Source organism: Methanolinea sp. (genome assembly GCA_016699325.1).
Taxonomy (GTDB): Archaea; Halobacteriota; Methanomicrobia; order Methanomicrobiales; family Methanospirillaceae; genus UBA9949.
This window is the reverse complement of record CP064971.1, coordinates 292,267-308,981: the sequence shown is the minus strand read 5'-3', so window position 1 is coordinate 308,981 and position 16,715 is coordinate 292,267. Positions and strand designations below refer to the sequence as shown.

The window sequence follows — 16,715 nt, the reverse complement described above, 5'->3', positions numbered from 1 at the left end:
TTTGTCAAAGGATAAAGTGCTCGGAATCGATCTCGGGACTACGTTCTCCTGCATGGCCATCATGGAGGCAGGAAAACCCATCGTGATACCAAACGCCGAGGGTGGAAGAACCACTCCGTCTGTCGTTGCGTTTACCAAGGAAGGCGAGCGCCTGGTGGGGAGCCTGGCGAAAAGGCAGGCGATCACCAACCCGACCCGCACCATCCATTCCATAAAACGGCGGATGGGTTCTTCGGAAAAGGTGAAGATCGACGACAAGCAATACACCCCCCAGGAGATCTCGGCGATGGTACTGCAGAAGATGAAGATCGATGCAGAAGCCTACCTCGGGGAGAAGATTACCAGGGCAGTCATCACCGTTCCTGCATACTTCAACGATGCCCAGCGCCAGGCAACCAAGGATGCCGGCAAGATTGCCGGACTCGAGGTGCTCAGGATCATCAACGAACCAACCGCAAGTGCGCTGGCCTATGGGATCGACAAGGAACATGATGCAACCGTGCTCGTTTACGATCTTGGCGGAGGGACGTTCGACGTCTCCATCCTCACTCTCGGAGACGGAGTCTTCGAGGTGAAAGCGACGTCCGGGAACAATCATCTCGGCGGTGATGATTTCGATCAGCGGGTCATGGACTGGCTGATCGAAGAGTTCAGGAAGAAGGAAGGTATCGACCTGAAGTCCGACCCTATCGCCATGCAGCGGCTCCGGGATGCTGCCGAGAATGCCAAAATCGAGCTATCCCAGACGATGAAGACCACCATCAACCTGCCCTATATCACTTCGACTCCTTCGGGCCCCAAGTTCCTGGACATCGATCTTACCCGGGCAAAACTCGAGCAGCTCATCGGTGACCTTGTTGAGTTGACCGTGCAGCCTGTCAGGCAGGCATTGAGCGATGCGAAGATGAAGCCGGAGCAGATCGACCATGTCCTGCTCGTTGGTGGATCAACCCGGGTGCCGCTCGTCCAGGAGACAATCAGGAAGATCCTTGGCAAGGATCCGGACAAGGGCATCAATCCGGACGAGTGCGTGGCGCTCGGAGCAGCTATCCAGGGAGGGGTTCTGACCGGAGAGACAAAGGATATAGTCCTCCTTGACGTGACCCCGCTCACCCTGGGTATCGAAACGCTCGGCGGTATATCCACCAAGCTCATCGATCGGAATACTACCATCCCCACGCGGAAGGGCCAGATCTTCAGCACCGCCGCCGACGGCCAGACCAGCGTAGAGATCCATGTCGTCCAGGGAGAACGGGCCCTCGCCAAGGACAATTTCACGCTCGGGAGGTTCCAGCTGACCGGGATTCCCCCCGCGCCACGGGGAATACCCCAGATCGAAGTCACGTTCGATATCGATGCCAATGGTATCATCCATGTCTCGGCAAAGGATCTCGGGACCGGGAACGAGCAGGCCATCACCATCAAGGGCGACAGGAAACTTTCGGAGGACGAGATCAAGAGGATGGTGGATGCTGCAAAACAGTTCGAGTCCGAGGACAAGGCAAAACGTGAGGAGATCGAGCTCCGGAACCTGGCCGACTCTGCAGTCTTCAATGCCGAAAAGATGCTGAAGGAGAGCGGAGACAAGATGGATACAGGTGACCGGGAGAAGATCCAGGGCTGCATCGATGCCGTTAGAAAGGCTCTCGAAGAGGACAACAGTGAAGCGATCAGGAAAGAGATGGAGGCACTCACCGAAGCAGTATACGGTGTGACCACCAAGATCTACCAGAAGGTACAGGCCGAACAACAGGCGAAGGCCGGAGGGGAAGCGGGCCCGGCTGGCGCAAACGATGACACCGTGGTTGATGCTGATTACACCATGAAAGACGAGTGAGGCAATGGCCGCCGGTGACTACTACGAGATCCTGGGGATCCCGAAGAATGCCGATGAAAAAGAGATAAAGAAGGCCTATCGCACCCTCGCCCGGAAATACCATCCCGATATCTGCAAGGAACCGGGCGCCGAAGAGCGATTCAAGCGGATCAACGAGGCTTATAGTGTCCTCTCGGACCCACAGAAGCGCGCCCAGTACGACCACGTAGGTCACGAAGGGTATACCAGCGCTTCCCGCGGATCGTATGCGGGGGGAGGCGGTTTTGGAGGGTTTTCTGCCGACTTTTCCGGGTTCGGCGATATTTTCGATTTTTTTGGGGGAGGATTCGGCGGACAGCGCCAGACCGGACCCCGGGCCGGCTCCGATCTCCTCATGAGGCTCACGATTAGCCTCGAGGACGCGGTTTTCGGAACGGAGAAGGAGATCGAGGTCTCCCACACCGAACCCTGCCCGGTTTGTGAAGGGACGGGGAGCGAGACGAAAAAACGCGTTAACTGCAAGGCATGCGGGGGAAGCGGGCAGCTCCGCCAGATGAGCCAGACCATCTTCGGTCAGTTTGTCAGGATGAGTACCTGCCCTGAATGCCGGGGGTTGGGCAAGGTTCCCGAAAAGCGGTGCCCTGAATGCCGCGGGACAGGAGTGACCCAGGCCAGGAGGAAAGTCCAGGTCAGGGTGCCTGCAGGCATCGATTCCGGGATGCGCCTGCGCATGGAGGGGTATGGCGAAGCGGGAGATTTCGGAGCAGAAAGCGGCGATCTCTTCATCGAGATTATCGTGAGACCCCATGACCGGTTCACCCGTCACGGTGACGATCTTGAGGTGGAAGCCGAGATCAGTCCTGCCCAGGCAGCAGCGGGATCGGTAATATCCGTGGAAACTCTCGACAGGAAAACGATCGAGCTCACCATTCCGCCGGGCATTCAGCACGACACCGCCCTGAAGATCCCGGGAGAGGGTGTACGGAGGAGAGGCAGACCCGGCGACCTCCTGGTGCGGGTGAAGGTGCGGATCCCCCGCCAGCTAACGCCCGAACTCCGGGAGCTCTACGAGAAGATCCTCGAGATAGAAGGATCCCGGGCCGGGCAGGAGAAAAAAGGGTTTTTTTCAGGCTTCATGGGAAAGAAATAAGCCATGTCTGTTCGTATCCTCGCTCCTGCCTTATTTTTCTGCTGCGAGCTATTTTGAGCGTTCCTCACCCAGTACCAGGAAATGAAGGTGATTGCCGAGCTCTCGGGAGAGCACCCGGGACTACCGTTCGCGGAACTGGGCCTTGTCGGTGAGATCCTCGACCGGAGGCCGCAGGTAGCAGTCGTGGACTGCAAGAGTCCCGGAAATCTCTCCCGGCTCTCCCTCACCCATGCCGTTTCCGAGTACCTCGGCGAATGCGAGGCCGACAGCCGCGCATTTGCCCGCCTGCTGAAAGACCTGGCCCTCTGCACTGGGGGAACCTATGCAGCCCGGGTGAAAAAAATGGAAGGGTGCACCATGACTGGACCAGCCCCGGAACTCGAACGCCTGATGGGTTCTCTCATTGGAGGCAGGGTCCGGCTGGAAAATCCTGACACCGAGTACCGCGCGGTATGCTCAGGGGAACGGTGGTATCTCGGCAGGCTGATCCTGAGGATCGATCGCGGCTCCTTTGGTCGCCGACGGCCTGGGGATCGGGCATTCTTCCACCCCGGGGTCATGATGCCCCGGATGGCCAGGGCGCTGGTCAATATTTCCCTGGTCCAGGCAGGGGAGATCCTGCTCGATCCATTCTGTGGTACCGGCGGGATGGTGCTCGAGGCCGAACTGGTCGGTGCACAGGGTGCAGGAAGTGACATCGACCCGCTCATGGTGGCAGGAAGCAGGAAGAACGTTCCGGGGGGGTTCTTTTTCCGGGCCGATGCCACTGCTCTCCCGGTCCGAAGCTCCGGCATCCATGCTGTGGCAACCGACCTTCCTTATGGCCAGTCGGTCTCGATCGCGGCCGGAAGCATTGATACCCTCTACAGTGGTACGCTCGAAGAGATACGGCGGGTGCTCATGCCGGGGAGGAGAGCGGTGGTGGTCACGCACCGCGATATCTCGCGGCAGGCCGGTGAATTGATGGAGGTGGTCGCCACCTATTCCCAGCGGGTTCACCGGAGCCTGGTCCGGAGGATACTGGTGCTACGGAAATGACGCCCGGGGGAGAGGAGCGTCTCAAAAGGATAAAAGAGGAACAGTGTTTAACCTTTAGGTAGAGTGCAGCCTCCCCGGAGCAGAAAACCCTATGGACAGTAACCAGTTCCATGCCTGCAGCCGTTCTGTCACCGGCATCAGGCAAGAAAACGAAGATGCCTGCGAAATACTCAGGATCTCTCACCCGATGGGATCATTCCTGCTGCTCGCGGTGGCCGATGGCCTTGGCGGTCATCCGGCAGGGGAAGTGGCAAGCAGCCTGGCGGTCCGGACGCTCTGCGGCATCGTCCATGACCAGTTGCTGCATCTCCCGGAACCTGACCTGGCATCGCTCGAGGCCCTGATGAAGATGGCCTTCCGGGAGACGAACAACCGTGTCATTGCCATATCCGAACAGGAAGAAGGCCTGAGGGGAATGGGGACTACGCTCGTCGCTGCCCTGATCAGCGGGGAAGGATGCTGCACCATCGGGAACGTCGGAGACAGCCGTGCCTACCTGATCGGAGAAGAGCTGGAACGGCTGACCCGCGATCACTCACGGGTCCAGGAACTCGTGGAAGAAGGGCTCCTCTCAAGGGATGAAGCTGAGCACCACCCCCTCCGGAATATCGTGACCCGCATCATCGGGCGTAAAGGAGACGAGGCAGACATCACCAGCATACAGGTAGGAAATGCCCGGATACTGGTCTGTTCGGATGGGCTGCTCGATGGCCTGACCGAGGACGAGATTTTCGCCGTGGCTGCAACGGAACCGATCCCTTCTGTCTGTAATGCGCTCATCGAGGCGGCCCTGGCACGGAGCAGGGACAACATCTCCGTGGTAGTTGCCGGGCGGACCGAGATGTAAAAATGGGGGAATTATTTTTTTGACCCCGGGGCGGCGGTCACGATCTGCACCGCTTCCACCACTTCGGGAAGCATCTCTGCCGGGAACCCAGCCACCATCTCGTCATCCTGGATGCCGGAGTACTTCCGTGAACCGTCACACCCCAGTGAGTAGTTCGGTCTTCCGGAGAGATAGGTCTGCGCAGTGACGTCTGCACAGACCGACTGGATTCCGGAAAACTCCGATTTGATCCTTCCTCCCAGCCGGTAGAGCGTTGCCTGGGCGAGTTTCAGCATCACGCGGGGGGGCGCAACCATGAGTATGACATGGGGAATAAATGGGGTTTTTTCAAGCGGTGCGTAGAGAATGGCATGGGTGAAGCCGGATTCCAGGTGTGGAACACTGGAAATCGTGCGCCTGCACGCCGGGGGACTCTCGAACTTGCCAAGCTTGAAGTAGAAGTCACCGGTCTTCAGGCTCTGGGAAAGCTCCCGGAGGCCGAGAGCCCAGGCACCACCGTAGCACTCGTGGTTCTCATCGGTGGTGTAGAAAATCTTGCCTTCCTTTCCTGCCAACGTCACCATCATGCAGTGCCGGATTGTCCTGTCCAGTTTCTCTATTCCGTCCGGGATATCGTCCTTCGCATGGATAAACCGGAGTGCGACAGGGGAAGATTTCAGGGCAAGGGAAGTCTTAAGCACTTTTGATGCCCCGGCATAGTCAGTCTTCTCCAACATGGGATCATCACTTCTGTATGAACCGATCTTCTGCAAAAGAGCTGATAAAATCGTCTATTCCGTCAAAGCCGCCGGAGTTTCTGGTCCACCTTTTCAAAGAAATTGCGTCCGATGTCGACGATGAGGGCCGGTTCACGCGATTTTCGGACCACGATGGTTGCCTGGCAACCAAGGTCGATACTCCTCTGTCCATCGAGGACCATGGTGGCCGGTTTCGCGCTCTCCAGCCGGATTTCGAGGTTCCGGTCACTGCTGATGACATGGGGACGCGAGGAGAGCATGTAGGGCGCCAGAGGGACCAGCAACACTCCTTCAATCCGGGGATCGACGATCGGCCCGCCGGCACTCATCGCATACGCGGTTGAACCGGTGGGCGTGCTGACGAGGAGTCCATCAGCCCTGAAGTGCTCGGACAGGACACCATCGATGATTACGCCGAACGAGAGCATCTTTGCCGGCCGGCTGGTCACCACCAGGGCCTCGTTCAGGACATCCCCGACATGCCGCCCTTCGACCATGAACGAGAGCCGCATCCTCCGCTCGATTGAAAAACCATCAGATATCTCGAGAAGGATATCCGCTGCGTCAGCCGGTTCCACATCGGCAAGGAAACCGACCTCCCCCCAGTTGATCCCGATGATGGGCAGTTGCCGCGGCATCTTCTGCACCGTGAGCAGGATAGTACCATCACCGCCGACGATGACAACCAGGTCGGGGTCTGCCCCCGCGAAGGGGATCCCGGCTATGCCGATGGCTGCTGCAGTCTCTTCCTCGAAAAAGACCCTGTGCCCGGTACCCTTCATCCTAGTTCCCAGCGACTCCGTAAACGAGAGCGCTTCGCGGTTGTCAACCCGCGAGACCAGCAGGAATTTCATGCCATTACCTCAGATATTCGATGATCTTCTGGTGCATCACGCCGTTTGTCGCCACCATGCATTTTCCGATGGTCACCTTCTCGGGAAATACCAGGGGCTTTCCATCGAGATCGCTCACCACTCCTCCCGCTTCGGTGCAGACCAGCATTCCAGCTGCAGCATCCGTCACGCGCAGCGTCCCGCGGAGGTCGATGAAGCCATCGATCCTCCCGCAACCGATGTAACAGAGTTCGAGTGCTGATGCCCCCAGGAGACGCCACCTGCGGACTTTCTGTCCAAGGCTGAGAACCCCTGCCGGGTCAAACCTCCTCCCGTACAGCGAGAGCGCACTCTGTTCGAGAGCCATGGTCGTTGACACGGTGATCGGTTTTCCATCGAGAAATGCTTTCTTCCCTCTCTGTGCACTGAATGTTTCCCCTCCTGCAAGGTCACGGACAAATGCATCCCGGATTATGCCGTCTTTTGCATAGGCGATGGAAAGCGCATAGAAGGGAATTCCTGCGACTGCGTTATAAGTCCCGTCAACAGGGTCCAGGAAAAGCGTTCCTTCATCTCCGTCAAGTTTAACCTTTCCCGCTTCCTCGCTGATGAGGGTTCGCGCCAGGGGACATTCTTCAAGGTACGCGAGGATGCAGGATTCTGCCACCTGGTCGATCAGCTGTGTCGGACTACCGTCTGCCCCCATGCCGGTTCTCACTCCCCCTTTCACAGTACCTACGAGCGGAGCGATGGCCTCGGAAACCGCGTCGGCCATTTCATTGCAACAGGTGAAGAAGTCCATTGGCATTCCGGGTGAACGGTAGAGTGTATTTTATCTAATACGATACAGATAGATTAAATACTTCATGATGAGTGTGGATCCATGAAAGAGCAGACAGAAGTGGGAAAGCTGAAAGAAGGCCGTTGGGTGGTGATCGATGATGAACCTTGCAAGATCCTCGGGATATCGATCTCGAAGCCCGGTAAGCACGGGGCGGCGAAAGCCCGGATCGACGCCATCGGACTCTTTGACGGAGTGAAACGGTCCATCGTGCAGCCGGTTTCTGCAAAGACCTATGTTCCGGTTGTCGAGCGGAAGAGCGGGCAGGTTATCACCGTCAGCGGGTCAACGGCAACCCTCATGGACATGAAAGATTACACAAATTTCGAAGTCGAGATCCCCCCCGAGAAAGCGCAACTCTTCGAGGTTGGAAAAGAACTGCCCTATATCGAGGCGCTGGGAAAAAAGAAGCTCGATATTGACTGAACCCGGTCACCTTTTTTTAGCCGTTTTTCAGCGTGGGTCCTGCCCGGGTCGCTATCTCGTATATAATGCCGTTGTGGCGCCGAACTGGGAGACATGGCCGAGCATCGCCCCGACGAGGTCGCCCTTGGTTGCACCAGGCCCGAGATCGAGGAGGGTATCGAGGCCGTATACTTTGAAGGTGTACCGGTGGGTCGAGCCGGGCGGGGGACACGGGCCTTCGTAACCGATAGTTCCAAAGTCGTTACGCCCCTGCACCGCTGAAACGGGCATGGTCACAGTCCCGGTTTTTGGGATCCCCCGGGGGACTTCACCGGTGGGCGGGATGTTCCAAATCAACCAGGGACAAAACGAGCAGCAGGTTCGCTGAAAAGGATTGACGGCCATCACGGCAACCGATTCAGCCGCAAGCCCCTTTATCCGCAAACGCGGGGATTCATTCCCCCCGTCGCAGGTATGGGTGGGAGGAAAAGAAAGGAAATCGAGCGATACGACCAGCTTGTCCATGGACTGAATTCGCCCCGGCTGGTATTTAGGCGTTCCTTTCCGGCCGGGAAAAGAACCATTATACTATGGCAAGATACGCTGGAGCAGGATGGAGCAAAACAACATCCGCACTCTGGCCTGCTTCACGGACGGGGCTTCGCGGGGAAACCCTGGACCATCGGCGTATGCCTACGTACTGGTTTCCATTGATGGCCAAGTGGTTGAAGAGGGTTCAGGGTTTCTTGGCAGGAGAACGAACAACGAAGCCGAGTACCGGGCGCTCATCGCAGGGCTCACTGCTGCTGGACGCCTCGGAGCCACGTCCCTGGAGGTCTATTCGGACAGCGAGCTGATGGTCCGGCAGATGACCGGTTCGTACCGGGTCTCTTCGCCACGATTGCGCCCTCTCTACCAGGAGGCGCAGGCCCTCACCCGGCATTTCCGGGGAGTGACCTTCCGGCCGGTGTCACGGGAACACCCGCTCATCGTGCGGGCAGATCGTCTCTGCAACCGTGTCCTTGATATGCACCAGGAATGATGATGAACAATTACAGAGGTGCGGGTGGTATTGCCCCCAGGTATATATCTTTATTTTTATACCCCCAACAAAGTATGACAGGCAATAGTGAGGCTTTTTATGGCTGACAAGAAGAATCCCACACCTGAAGAATGTGACCAGCAGTGCGAAAGCTGCCCTAGTGCTGCGACCTGCGATGTGGCTAAAGGCAAGACCGCAGGCCTTCCCAAGAAGGCAGATATCGATGTGAAACATGTAATTCTCGTGCTTTCCGGAAAGGGGGGCGTTGGGAAATCGACAGTGTCCGTGAACCTGGCATTTTCCCTGGCTGCTCACGGCTACAGGACCGGATTGATGGACCTCGATATCCACGGCCCCAACCTCCCGAAGATGCTCGGTATCGAGACCCAGAAACTCACCACCCTCGGGAACATGATCGAGCCGATACAGGTCACCGGGAACCTGTCCGTGGTCTCCATGGGTTTTCTTCTCCCTGATATCAGCACACCGGTTATCTGGCGTGGACCGATGAAGATGACCGCCATCTCCCAGTTCCTTTCCGAAGTGGACTGGGGCTCACTGGATTTCCTGGTGGTTGACCTTCCACCCGGAACAGGAGACGAAGCCCTCTCCATCATCCAGCTCGCGCCCAATGTCCGCGGGGCGATCATCGTCACCACACCGCAGGATGTCGCCACCATGGATGCCCTCAAGGCAGCAAAATTCGTCGAGAAGCTCGACATCCCGGTGATCGGGATCGTCGAAAACATGAGTACCCTGGTCTGCCCACACTGCCACAAGGAGATCGACATCTACGGCAGTGGCGGCGGAAAGAAGATTGCCGATAAGCTGGGGGTACCCTTCCTGGGATCGATCCCGTTCGACCCGGAAATGAGGAAAGCCGGTGATGAAGGCCGTCCCTTTATCATCAGGAGCAAGGACAGCCCTACCTGGAAGAGCGTGGATGCAGTGATGGAAGAACTCGTCAGGGCGGTTGAGGACTGAAATGGGGCTCCGGGATGTGATAGAGGGGGGCAGAGACCCTCTCGATATTTATAACGACATCCTGGCAATCCTCGCCGATATCCAGCTCTTCCCGGCCTCTCTCGAGCTCATTTACCGCAAGGCGATGGCCTTCTCCGAGGAGGATCTCGATCGTCTCCGGTTTGCCCTGCTTCGCCTCCAGGTCTATTCGGATATCAACCGGAACATGGACATGGAACAGGCGCAGAAGATAAAATACGTCTCCCAGGTGCTCGAAAAGATCATTTTCGGATCCCTCCTCCTCGAGCACGAAGAGATCAGTCACGGGTAGCCGGGGCGGTCTTCCCTCCCCCCTCTCCGTTCTCTCCGCCCGGTTCCCGGTTAGGGATAACAAAGATGTCCTTTTACGGCAGATCTATTCTTTTGCGAGGATCCCATGGCAAAATATACCTGCGTCGCAAAAATGCCCAATGATCCCGGCGCACTCCATTCCGCAGTAGCCCTCATTACCCGGTACCAGGGTAATATCAACCGCGTCCAGTTCGATCAGCGGATCGATCCCCGTGTCGTATTCTTTGAAATAACCTGTCCCGATGATTCCTGTGCCCGGATAGAGGATGGACTTGCCGAACTCGGGTACCTGCAGGATTCCCTCCAGCCCCTGCATGTACTCAGATTCTCCCTCCCCCTGCCCCACGAACCCGGTGCACTCTGCGCTTTTCTCGATGTTACCACCTCTTCGCGGGCAAACATCTGCGCCATAGATTTCGACGACCGGGGACGGCATCCGGACCGGATGACCATTACCCTGTCCGTTGAAGAACATGCGGCTGCGGAGCGGCTCCTCGATACCCTTAAATCACGGTACCCGATTGAGATCCTCGAGTACGACAGTACCGGGAAAAAGCTTGACGATACCGTCTTCTATCTCCGCCTTGCCCAGCAGATCAGGGAAATAATCGGGGATTCACAGGAACCGTTCCTCCTTTCGTTCCTCGGAGACATCAACCATGCTGTCCAGGAGCTGATGAATCTCGGCAAGGACCCAAGGACGATCTTCGAGAGCTTTCTCCAGACAGGAAGAACACTTGCCGGGACAACCGGTGATCGCTTCTATGCTGATATCCAGACTCTGGCCCTGACCCCCTATCTCACCCTGCACTGCATCCAGCCGCCCTGTGGCGGGAACATCTTCCTCATGGATACGCCCGATGGTATCACCGTGGTGGATACCGGTTACGGTATTTATATGCAGGATATTGTACGGCTCCTCGACGGGCTCATCCCAGGATGGAGCCGCAGGGTATCGGCCCTGGTCATCACCCACGGTGATGCCGACCACTGCGGTGCGGGCGGAGCATACCCTGTCCCGGCACAGCTCCACCCCGGGACCCTGGAGGTGATCCGGGCGGCAAACCGCGCCTATGGATCGCGGAGCGAGACATCGGTCCTCGAAGAGATATACACGACCATGATCAACCTCTTCTCCCGGTTCACCCCGCCCCTACGGTTCATCCCCTTCAGCACGGATCCGCTCGGTTACCGGGCAGGATTCCCTGTTATCGGGATGGTGGATGCCGGCAGGTATCGCTTCGAAGTGCTTGAAAGCCCTGGTGGACACCTGCATGGCCAGGTATACCTGTACTGCAGGGAGATCGGGGTCCTCTTCACGGCAGATACAGTCATCAATTTCGGGCACCTCACGCCAGACCGGGCAGCGTACAACACGCTCGCAGTCATCCTGGTAACATCGGTGAATGTCGACAGCGAAGTGGCAAAGCACGAACGGTCCAGGGTGCTTGACCTGGCACGGGAATCTTCCGGGTTATATGAAAACGGCAGAACATCCTGCCTCCTCTGCTGCGGGCACGGGCCGGTCTCGGTCCTTTCAGGGGACAAGCTTGTTCCGTTCGGGGATACCAGGCACTATGACCCTGCTGGATAAGACAGGTCGGTTCCTGGAGAGAGGATTTCCAGCGCTGCGATAATCAGGGCATGGGCAGCATCCCTGATAACCGATGTGCCAGGAGCAAATGAGCTGCTGTGCAGGTAACCGCCGGAGTCACCACACCCGACGCGGAAATAGCAGATCGGAACAGGGGGGTCCCCCATTCCAAAGATGCCGAAATCCTCGCTCCCGGTGACCGGTTCGATCTTTCGGACCCTGTCCGGGCCGTACGTTTGCAGGAACGCCTCCGCAACCCGCCCTGTGAGCACGGAATCGTTTTCCATGGGCGGGACCGATTCGGGCAGGATAGTGATTCGTGGCAGGCGATCCGGGGGTATCCCGCCCGCCCTGGCAACCCCGTCTGCAACCCTTCGGATGGCGGTAAGGAGACGGTCACGGGTCTCCTTTTTAAAGTAGCGAATGTTGATCTGGAGTGAAACTTCATCGGGAATGGCATTGTGTTTCGATCCCCCGTGAACCGTTGCAACGGTCAGGATGGCCATCTCGGTTGCTGCGATCTCCCGGCTGATGATGGTCTGGAGAGCGAGTATGACCTGTGCTGCGAGCACCACCGGATCGCGGGTCGTCTCCGGATGGGCTGCATGGCCACCGATGCCCCGGATCACCATGTCTAGCGATTCTCCACCGGCAGATATCATACCCTCCCGGTAGCCGATATATCCCGGGGGAAGTTCGGGAGCCACGTGCAGGGCAATGGCAGCGTCCGGCCGGGCGAACCGTGTGTACAGGCCGTCGGCGATCATCCGGGCCGCACCGGATGCCGATTCCTCGGATGGCTGACCGATCAGCATGAGCGTCCCCTTCCACGAGAAGGTCAGGGCAGCGAGCGCCCGGGCTGCCCCGACGAGTGCGGTCATGTGGACATCATGGCCGCAGGCGTGCATGACGTCCACTTCGTTACCACGGGCATCCTTCATCCGCGCCCGGCTCTGCCAGGGGAGCCCCGTCTCCTCCCTGATCGGCAGGGCGTCCATATCGGCCCTGATCATCAGGACCGGCCCTTCACCGTTGTGAAGGAGTGCAGCCACCCCTGTCCCCCCGATCCCGGTGGTGACCTCGTAGCCTGCATCACGAAGCTTTCCGGCAAGGTGGCGTGACGTCCACTCCTCCTGTCCTGAGAGCTCGGGATGAACATGGAACTCCCGGTAGAGCGCTTCCAGGGCCGGGTATTCCCGGTCAAGAATTTCATATGCCAGGGCGGAGAGATCGGAGCGGGATCGCATCGTACATCACACTATGTTCTTTCTTCGGTGGCGGGCCTCTTTGCCATTCTCCTGTCGCGACCAGGTGGAATCGCGATACCGGGAGATGGACAGGCCGAGGGACTGCTGCCCGGTATCGATACCGATAAACCGCCTCCAGGTCGCACAGGCGGCAAGCCACATGGCGGAGCTGCCGGTGAAGGGATCGAGCACAATTCCATGTTCACGCAAAGAGGCAAGGATAATCCGCTTCAACAGGGAGCAGGGTTTCTGGGTGGGATGGCGCCCGGAGCGCTTCTCCCGTCCTCGCGGTGAGGGGACGCTCCACACAGTTCTCATCTGGCGGCCCGCCTTTTTCAGGTTGCCCCCGGTCCGGCCACCGGTCTTGAGGAGCTCGCAGTTGAAGGTGTGCCGTGAGTCCCGTTCTTTAAGGGCCCGGATCAGGGTTTTGTTGCTGACGGCAAAATGCCGGATGAAGAGGTTTGGTGGAGCGCTAGGTTCGTACCAGCAGATGTAGTTCAGGATATGAAATCCTCTCTCCTGGAGAGCAAAACCGCAGGAGTAGATGGAATGGTATATCCCGTTGATCCATATCGAGCCGTTCTCCTTGAGGACTCTCCTGCACTCCCGGATCAAGCTCTCGTGGAACCGGAAATCTTCCTCAATCCCGGAACTGGCATCCCGGTCTACCCTGTCAACCGGCGCCCGCCTCCCTGCATGGTTGTAGGGCGGATCAGCGAAGACGAGGTCGACCGACCTGTCGGGCAAGGCCTTCAGCATCCTTGTGCAGTCACCGTGATTCAAGGTAAATGTCCCATCTGAAAAGTATGGTTCACAGCTCATGGAGTTCGCAACCTTTTTTAAGCGGGCCCCTGTCCTGCCTGCCGGTTTCAGAGAAAGGTTTGCTCCTGGGCGCATATAAACCATGAGCAGCGGCCAGGTCATCTGCGAAATCGTCATGTAGTTTGCGGGAATATCCTGATCCGAAATGACGCACAAGAAGGGAGTGCAGGATATGATGCGGCAGATGGCATCACAGATCCGGGCCACTGCCGATCGCATCCAGGACAGGGAGATCGATGCGTTCATCCATGAAATCCTCACCACCGACCGCATCTATGTCATGGGTGCCGGGCGGTCGGGCCTCGTAGCCAAGGCCTTCGCCATGCGGTTGATGCAGGTCGGCCTGACGGCTTTCGTGGTAGGCGAAACCATCACCCCCGCGATGAGAAGAAATGACCTCCTGGTCGTCTTCTCGGGTTCGGGCCGCACCAAGACCATCGCCGATATCGCAGAGACGGCGAAAGATATCGGGGGGAGGGTTGCCCTCATCACGTCGAACCGCCAATCAAGGATCGGCAGTATTGCCGATGTCATGGTAATCATCGAGAAACAGCGGGACGAGATCAGGGACGAGACTGCCGAATTCGAGGTGCGCCAGATGACCGGTGAACACAAGTCCTTTGCACCGCTGGGAACCCTCTTTGAAACTGCGGCAATGGTCTTTGCAGATGCCTGCATCTCCCAGCTGATGGAGGTTTCCATGGTGGATGAGAAAGAACTGAAGAACCGGCATGCAAATATCGAGTAGGAGATGGTATGAAGGACTTCCGCATTGCGAAACGATGCCTCGGCATCGAGATATCAGGGATCCGGAAACTGTTCGAAGCGGCGCGACCAGGTTCGATCAACATGGGGCTCGGCCAGCCTGATTTCGATACCCCCGATCACATCAAGGAGGGCGCGATAAGGGCCATCCGGGATGGGATGACCGGGTACACTTCGAACATGGGTATCCCGGAACTCAGGGAAGCTCTCTCCCGCAAGTTCAGGGATGAGAATAAGCTGGAGTACCAGCCCGACCAGATTATTGTAACCGCCGGTGCGAGCGAAGCCCTCCATATCATCATGCACGCCCTGATCGAGGATGGCGACCGCGTGCTGTTTGCAGACCCGGGGTTTGTGTCCTACGGGTCGCTGGCACTCCTCGCGGGAGGAAGGCCAGAGGGGGTACCTCTTGATGCAGAGCTCCGGATCGATCTCGAGGAGGCGAAGACCCGGCTTGATGGGGCCAGGATCTTTGTTCTCAATTCACCCGGGAACCCGACAGGGGCGGTCGAGACAGAGGAGTCCATCAGGGCGCTCGTTGAATACGCCAATGATGCCGGCGTAACCGTTGTTAGTGACGAGGTGTATGAGCACTTCATTTATGAAGGGACCCATTGGAGCGCTGCCCGTTTCGGTGAGAATGTCATCACCGTGAATGCCGCAAGCAAGACCTATGCCATGACCGGATGGAGGCTCGGGTACCTTGCCGGCCCGAAAGAAATCACGGAGCAGTGTCTGAAAGTACACCAGTATGCGCAGGCCTGTGCCACTTCGATATCCCAGTATGCGGCGCTCACCGCATACACCGGACCTCAGGATTGTGTCGGTCTCATGCGCGACGAGTACCGGTGGCGGCGTGACTTCCTCTACGGAGCATTGAGGGAGATGGGAATCGTGTTTCCCTGTCCCCAGGGCGCCTTCTACCTCTTTGCTCCCCTTGGAAAGCACCTGATCAACAGGATTCTCGGGAAGGGGGTAGTTATAGTTCCCGGTGAGGCATTCGGCTGCAATGCACCGGAGTATGCAAGATTGAGCTATGCAGCCTCGCGAAGCGACCTGCAGACTGCCGTGGAACGTATACGGGCTGCACGGAGTGAATGATGATGGTACGGGAATTGCTGAAAAAACTCTCCAATGCCCACGGCCTTTCCGGAAGTGAAGGGAGCGTGATGGCTATTGTAAAGCGCGAACTGAAAAACCATGTTGACGAGATTCACGATGATCCGCTCGGCAACCTGATAACGGTCAAAAAAGGAAACGACTTCAAGGTCATGCTCGCGGCCCACGCTGATGAGATCGGGCTGATGGTCAAATCGATCGACGAAAAAGGTTTTCTTCGGTTTGTAACACTTGGAGGGTGGTATCCTCCAACCCTCTACAACCAGCGGGTCATCCTGCATGGTGCAAAGGGCCCTGTTCCAGGGGTCCTGGGGGGAAAACCGCCTCACAAGATGGACGAGGAAGAGCGGAAGAAAGGGGTGAAGGTCGATGATCTCTTCATCGATATCGGGGCCAGGGACCGTGAAGAGGCAGAAGCGGCCGGAATCGAGATCGGCACTCCGGGTACGATGGACCGGCAGGTTGTTGAGCTCGTCAACGGCCGCATGACCGGCAAGGCCTTTGATAACCGGGCCGGGGTAGCGGTGCTGGTACGGACCCTCCAGAAGGTCAGGTCGCCATTCACCATTTACGGAGTTTTTACAGTCCAGGAAGAGGTCGGGCTGAAAGGGGCACGGACGAGCGCCTATTCCATCGATCCGGACTGTGCGGTGGCAACTGATGTCACCTTTCCCGGTGACCACCCCGGCATCGACCAGAAAGATGTCCCGGTGGAGCTGGGGAAAGGCCCCATTATCACCATCGCTGATGCCAGTGGACGGGGGCTGATCGCGAGCAGGGCGATGGTGGCCTGGCTGAAGGATACAGCCAAAAAGCATGACATCCCTGTCCAGCTTGAGGTTGGATCGGGTGGGACCACGGATGCCACGGCAATCCACCTCGAACGGGGAGGGATACCCAGTACCACCCTCTCGGTTCCCACCCGGTATATCCACTCACCGGTAGAAGTTCTGGATCCCACCGATATCGAGAATGCCGTGGAGCTCCTGGTCCAGGCCCTGAAGACCAGACCGAAACTGTAGTGCGTTTACCGGTCCAGCACCTAATCATTTTTTACAATTTTTATCCAGATCAACACAACCGATTACTGCCTCTCATCGCTCCTGGAACGAATAAAGAGAAATTACCGGTCTCCAGGCTTCCAA

18 protein-coding genes are annotated in these 16,715 nt (G+C 57.8%); 12 read left to right on the top strand and 6 right to left on the bottom strand.

Annotated features, from left to right (window positions below; translation table 11 throughout):
- Position 1 precedes the first annotated feature (1 nt).
- The 4 genes from dnaK to IPI71_01575 all read left to right on the top strand — a co-directional run bounded on the left by dnaK (position 2) and on the right by IPI71_01575 (position 4,851).
- Positions 2 to 1,837, top strand: a complete 1,836-nt coding sequence (gene dnaK / locus IPI71_01590) for a molecular chaperone DnaK (GenBank protein ID QQR71245.1) — start codon at positions 2 to 4, stop codon at positions 1,835 to 1,837.
- A 4-nt stretch (positions 1,838 to 1,841) separates the two neighbouring features.
- Complete coding sequence (dnaJ, locus tag IPI71_01585) at positions 1,842 to 2,966, top strand: molecular chaperone DnaJ (protein ID QQR71244.1); 1,125 nt, start codon at positions 1,842 to 1,844, stop codon at positions 2,964 to 2,966.
- 81 nt (positions 2,967 to 3,047) lie between these two features.
- Complete coding sequence (locus IPI71_01580; protein QQR71243.1) at positions 3,048 to 4,004, top strand: RNA methyltransferase; 957 nt, start codon at positions 3,048 to 3,050, stop codon at positions 4,002 to 4,004.
- A gap of 91 nt (positions 4,005 to 4,095) precedes the next feature.
- Positions 4,096 to 4,851: a serine/threonine-protein phosphatase gene (locus tag IPI71_01575; protein QQR71242.1), complete on the top strand. Its 756-nt coding sequence runs from the start codon at positions 4,096 to 4,098 to the stop codon at positions 4,849 to 4,851.
- An 11-nt stretch (positions 4,852 to 4,862) separates the two neighbouring features.
- On the opposite strand, the gene IPI71_01570 is transcribed toward IPI71_01575, so the two are convergent.
- The 3 genes from IPI71_01570 to IPI71_01560 all read right to left on the bottom strand — a co-directional run bounded on the left by IPI71_01570 (position 4,863) and on the right by IPI71_01560 (position 7,223).
- Complete coding sequence (locus IPI71_01570) at positions 4,863 to 5,567, bottom strand: DUF169 domain-containing protein (GenBank protein ID QQR71241.1); 705 nt, start codon at positions 5,565 to 5,567, stop codon at positions 4,863 to 4,865.
- Positions 5,568 to 5,629: 62 nt separating this feature from the next.
- Positions 5,630 to 6,442, bottom strand: coding sequence for an NAD(+)/NADH kinase (locus IPI71_01565; GenBank protein ID QQR71240.1), 813 nt, complete (start codon positions 6,440 to 6,442; stop codon positions 5,630 to 5,632).
- Between the two features lie 4 nt (positions 6,443 to 6,446).
- Positions 6,447 to 7,223 carry a bifunctional fructose-bisphosphatase/inositol-phosphate phosphatase gene (locus IPI71_01560; GenBank protein ID QQR71239.1) on the bottom strand — a complete coding sequence of 259 codons (777 nt, stop codon included), beginning with the start codon at positions 7,221 to 7,223 and terminating at the stop codon, positions 6,447 to 6,449.
- Positions 7,224 to 7,304: 81 nt separating this feature from the next.
- On the opposite strand from IPI71_01560, the gene IPI71_01555 reads away from it, so the two are divergent.
- The gene (locus IPI71_01555; GenBank protein QQR71238.1) at positions 7,305 to 7,688 is read left to right on the top strand and encodes a translation initiation factor IF-5A; all 384 of its coding nucleotides are present in this window, start codon (positions 7,305 to 7,307) and stop codon (positions 7,686 to 7,688) included.
- A 51-nt stretch (positions 7,689 to 7,739) separates the two neighbouring features.
- Here IPI71_01555 and IPI71_01550 read toward each other — a convergent pair whose 3' ends face one another.
- Positions 7,740 to 8,192, bottom strand: a complete 453-nt coding sequence (locus tag IPI71_01550; protein ID QQR71237.1) for a YbhB/YbcL family Raf kinase inhibitor-like protein — start codon at positions 8,190 to 8,192, stop codon at positions 7,740 to 7,742.
- An 88-nt stretch (positions 8,193 to 8,280) separates the two neighbouring features.
- Here IPI71_01550 and IPI71_01545 point away from each other — a divergent pair, with 88 nt between their 5' ends.
- From IPI71_01545 to IPI71_01530, 4 genes are all read left to right on the top strand, one after another.
- Positions 8,281 to 8,709 (top strand): ribonuclease HI family protein, encoded by a 429-nt coding sequence (locus IPI71_01545; GenBank protein ID QQR71236.1) that lies wholly within the window; start codon positions 8,281 to 8,283, stop codon positions 8,707 to 8,709.
- 99 nt (positions 8,710 to 8,808) lie between these two features.
- A complete protein-coding gene (locus IPI71_01540; GenBank protein QQR71235.1) occupies positions 8,809 to 9,693 on the top strand; it encodes an Mrp/NBP35 family ATP-binding protein in 885 nt (294 codons plus the stop codon).
- Between the two features lies 1 nt (position 9,694).
- Positions 9,695 to 10,003: a hypothetical protein gene (locus tag IPI71_01535; protein QQR71899.1), complete on the top strand. Its 309-nt coding sequence runs from the start codon at positions 9,695 to 9,697 to the stop codon at positions 10,001 to 10,003.
- 105 nt (positions 10,004 to 10,108) lie between these two features.
- Positions 10,109 to 11,617, top strand: coding sequence for an MBL fold metallo-hydrolase (locus IPI71_01530; GenBank protein ID QQR71234.1), 1,509 nt, complete (start codon positions 10,109 to 10,111; stop codon positions 11,615 to 11,617).
- Here the strand turns inward: IPI71_01530 and IPI71_01525 are convergent.
- Both IPI71_01525 and IPI71_01520 read right to left on the bottom strand, forming a co-directional pair.
- Positions 11,599 to 12,864, bottom strand: coding sequence for an amidohydrolase (locus IPI71_01525; protein QQR71233.1), 1,266 nt, complete (start codon positions 12,862 to 12,864; stop codon positions 11,599 to 11,601). The two genes, IPI71_01530 and IPI71_01525, sit on opposite strands and share 19 nt — an antisense overlap.
- A 6-nt stretch (positions 12,865 to 12,870) precedes the next feature.
- A complete protein-coding gene (locus tag IPI71_01520; GenBank protein ID QQR71232.1) occupies positions 12,871 to 13,623 on the bottom strand; it encodes a site-specific DNA-methyltransferase in 753 nt (250 codons plus the stop codon).
- A gap of 208 nt (positions 13,624 to 13,831) precedes the next feature.
- Between IPI71_01520 and hxlB the strand changes: the two genes are divergently transcribed.
- The 3 genes from hxlB to IPI71_01505 are packed head-to-tail and all read left to right on the top strand — an operon-like array spanning position 13,832 to position 16,592.
- Positions 13,832 to 14,434 carry a 6-phospho-3-hexuloisomerase gene (hxlB, locus tag IPI71_01515; GenBank protein QQR71231.1) on the top strand — a complete coding sequence of 201 codons (603 nt, stop codon included), beginning with the start codon at positions 13,832 to 13,834 and terminating at the stop codon, positions 14,432 to 14,434.
- Positions 14,435 to 14,442: 8 nt separating this feature from the next.
- Positions 14,443 to 15,552 carry a pyridoxal phosphate-dependent aminotransferase gene (locus tag IPI71_01510; GenBank protein QQR71230.1) on the top strand — a complete coding sequence of 370 codons (1,110 nt, stop codon included), beginning with the start codon at positions 14,443 to 14,445 and terminating at the stop codon, positions 15,550 to 15,552.
- 2 nt (positions 15,553 to 15,554) lie between these two features.
- Positions 15,555 to 16,592 carry a M42 family metallopeptidase gene (locus IPI71_01505; GenBank protein QQR71229.1) on the top strand — a complete coding sequence of 346 codons (1,038 nt, stop codon included), beginning with the start codon at positions 15,555 to 15,557 and terminating at the stop codon, positions 16,590 to 16,592.
- Positions 16,593 to 16,715 lie beyond the last annotated feature (123 nt).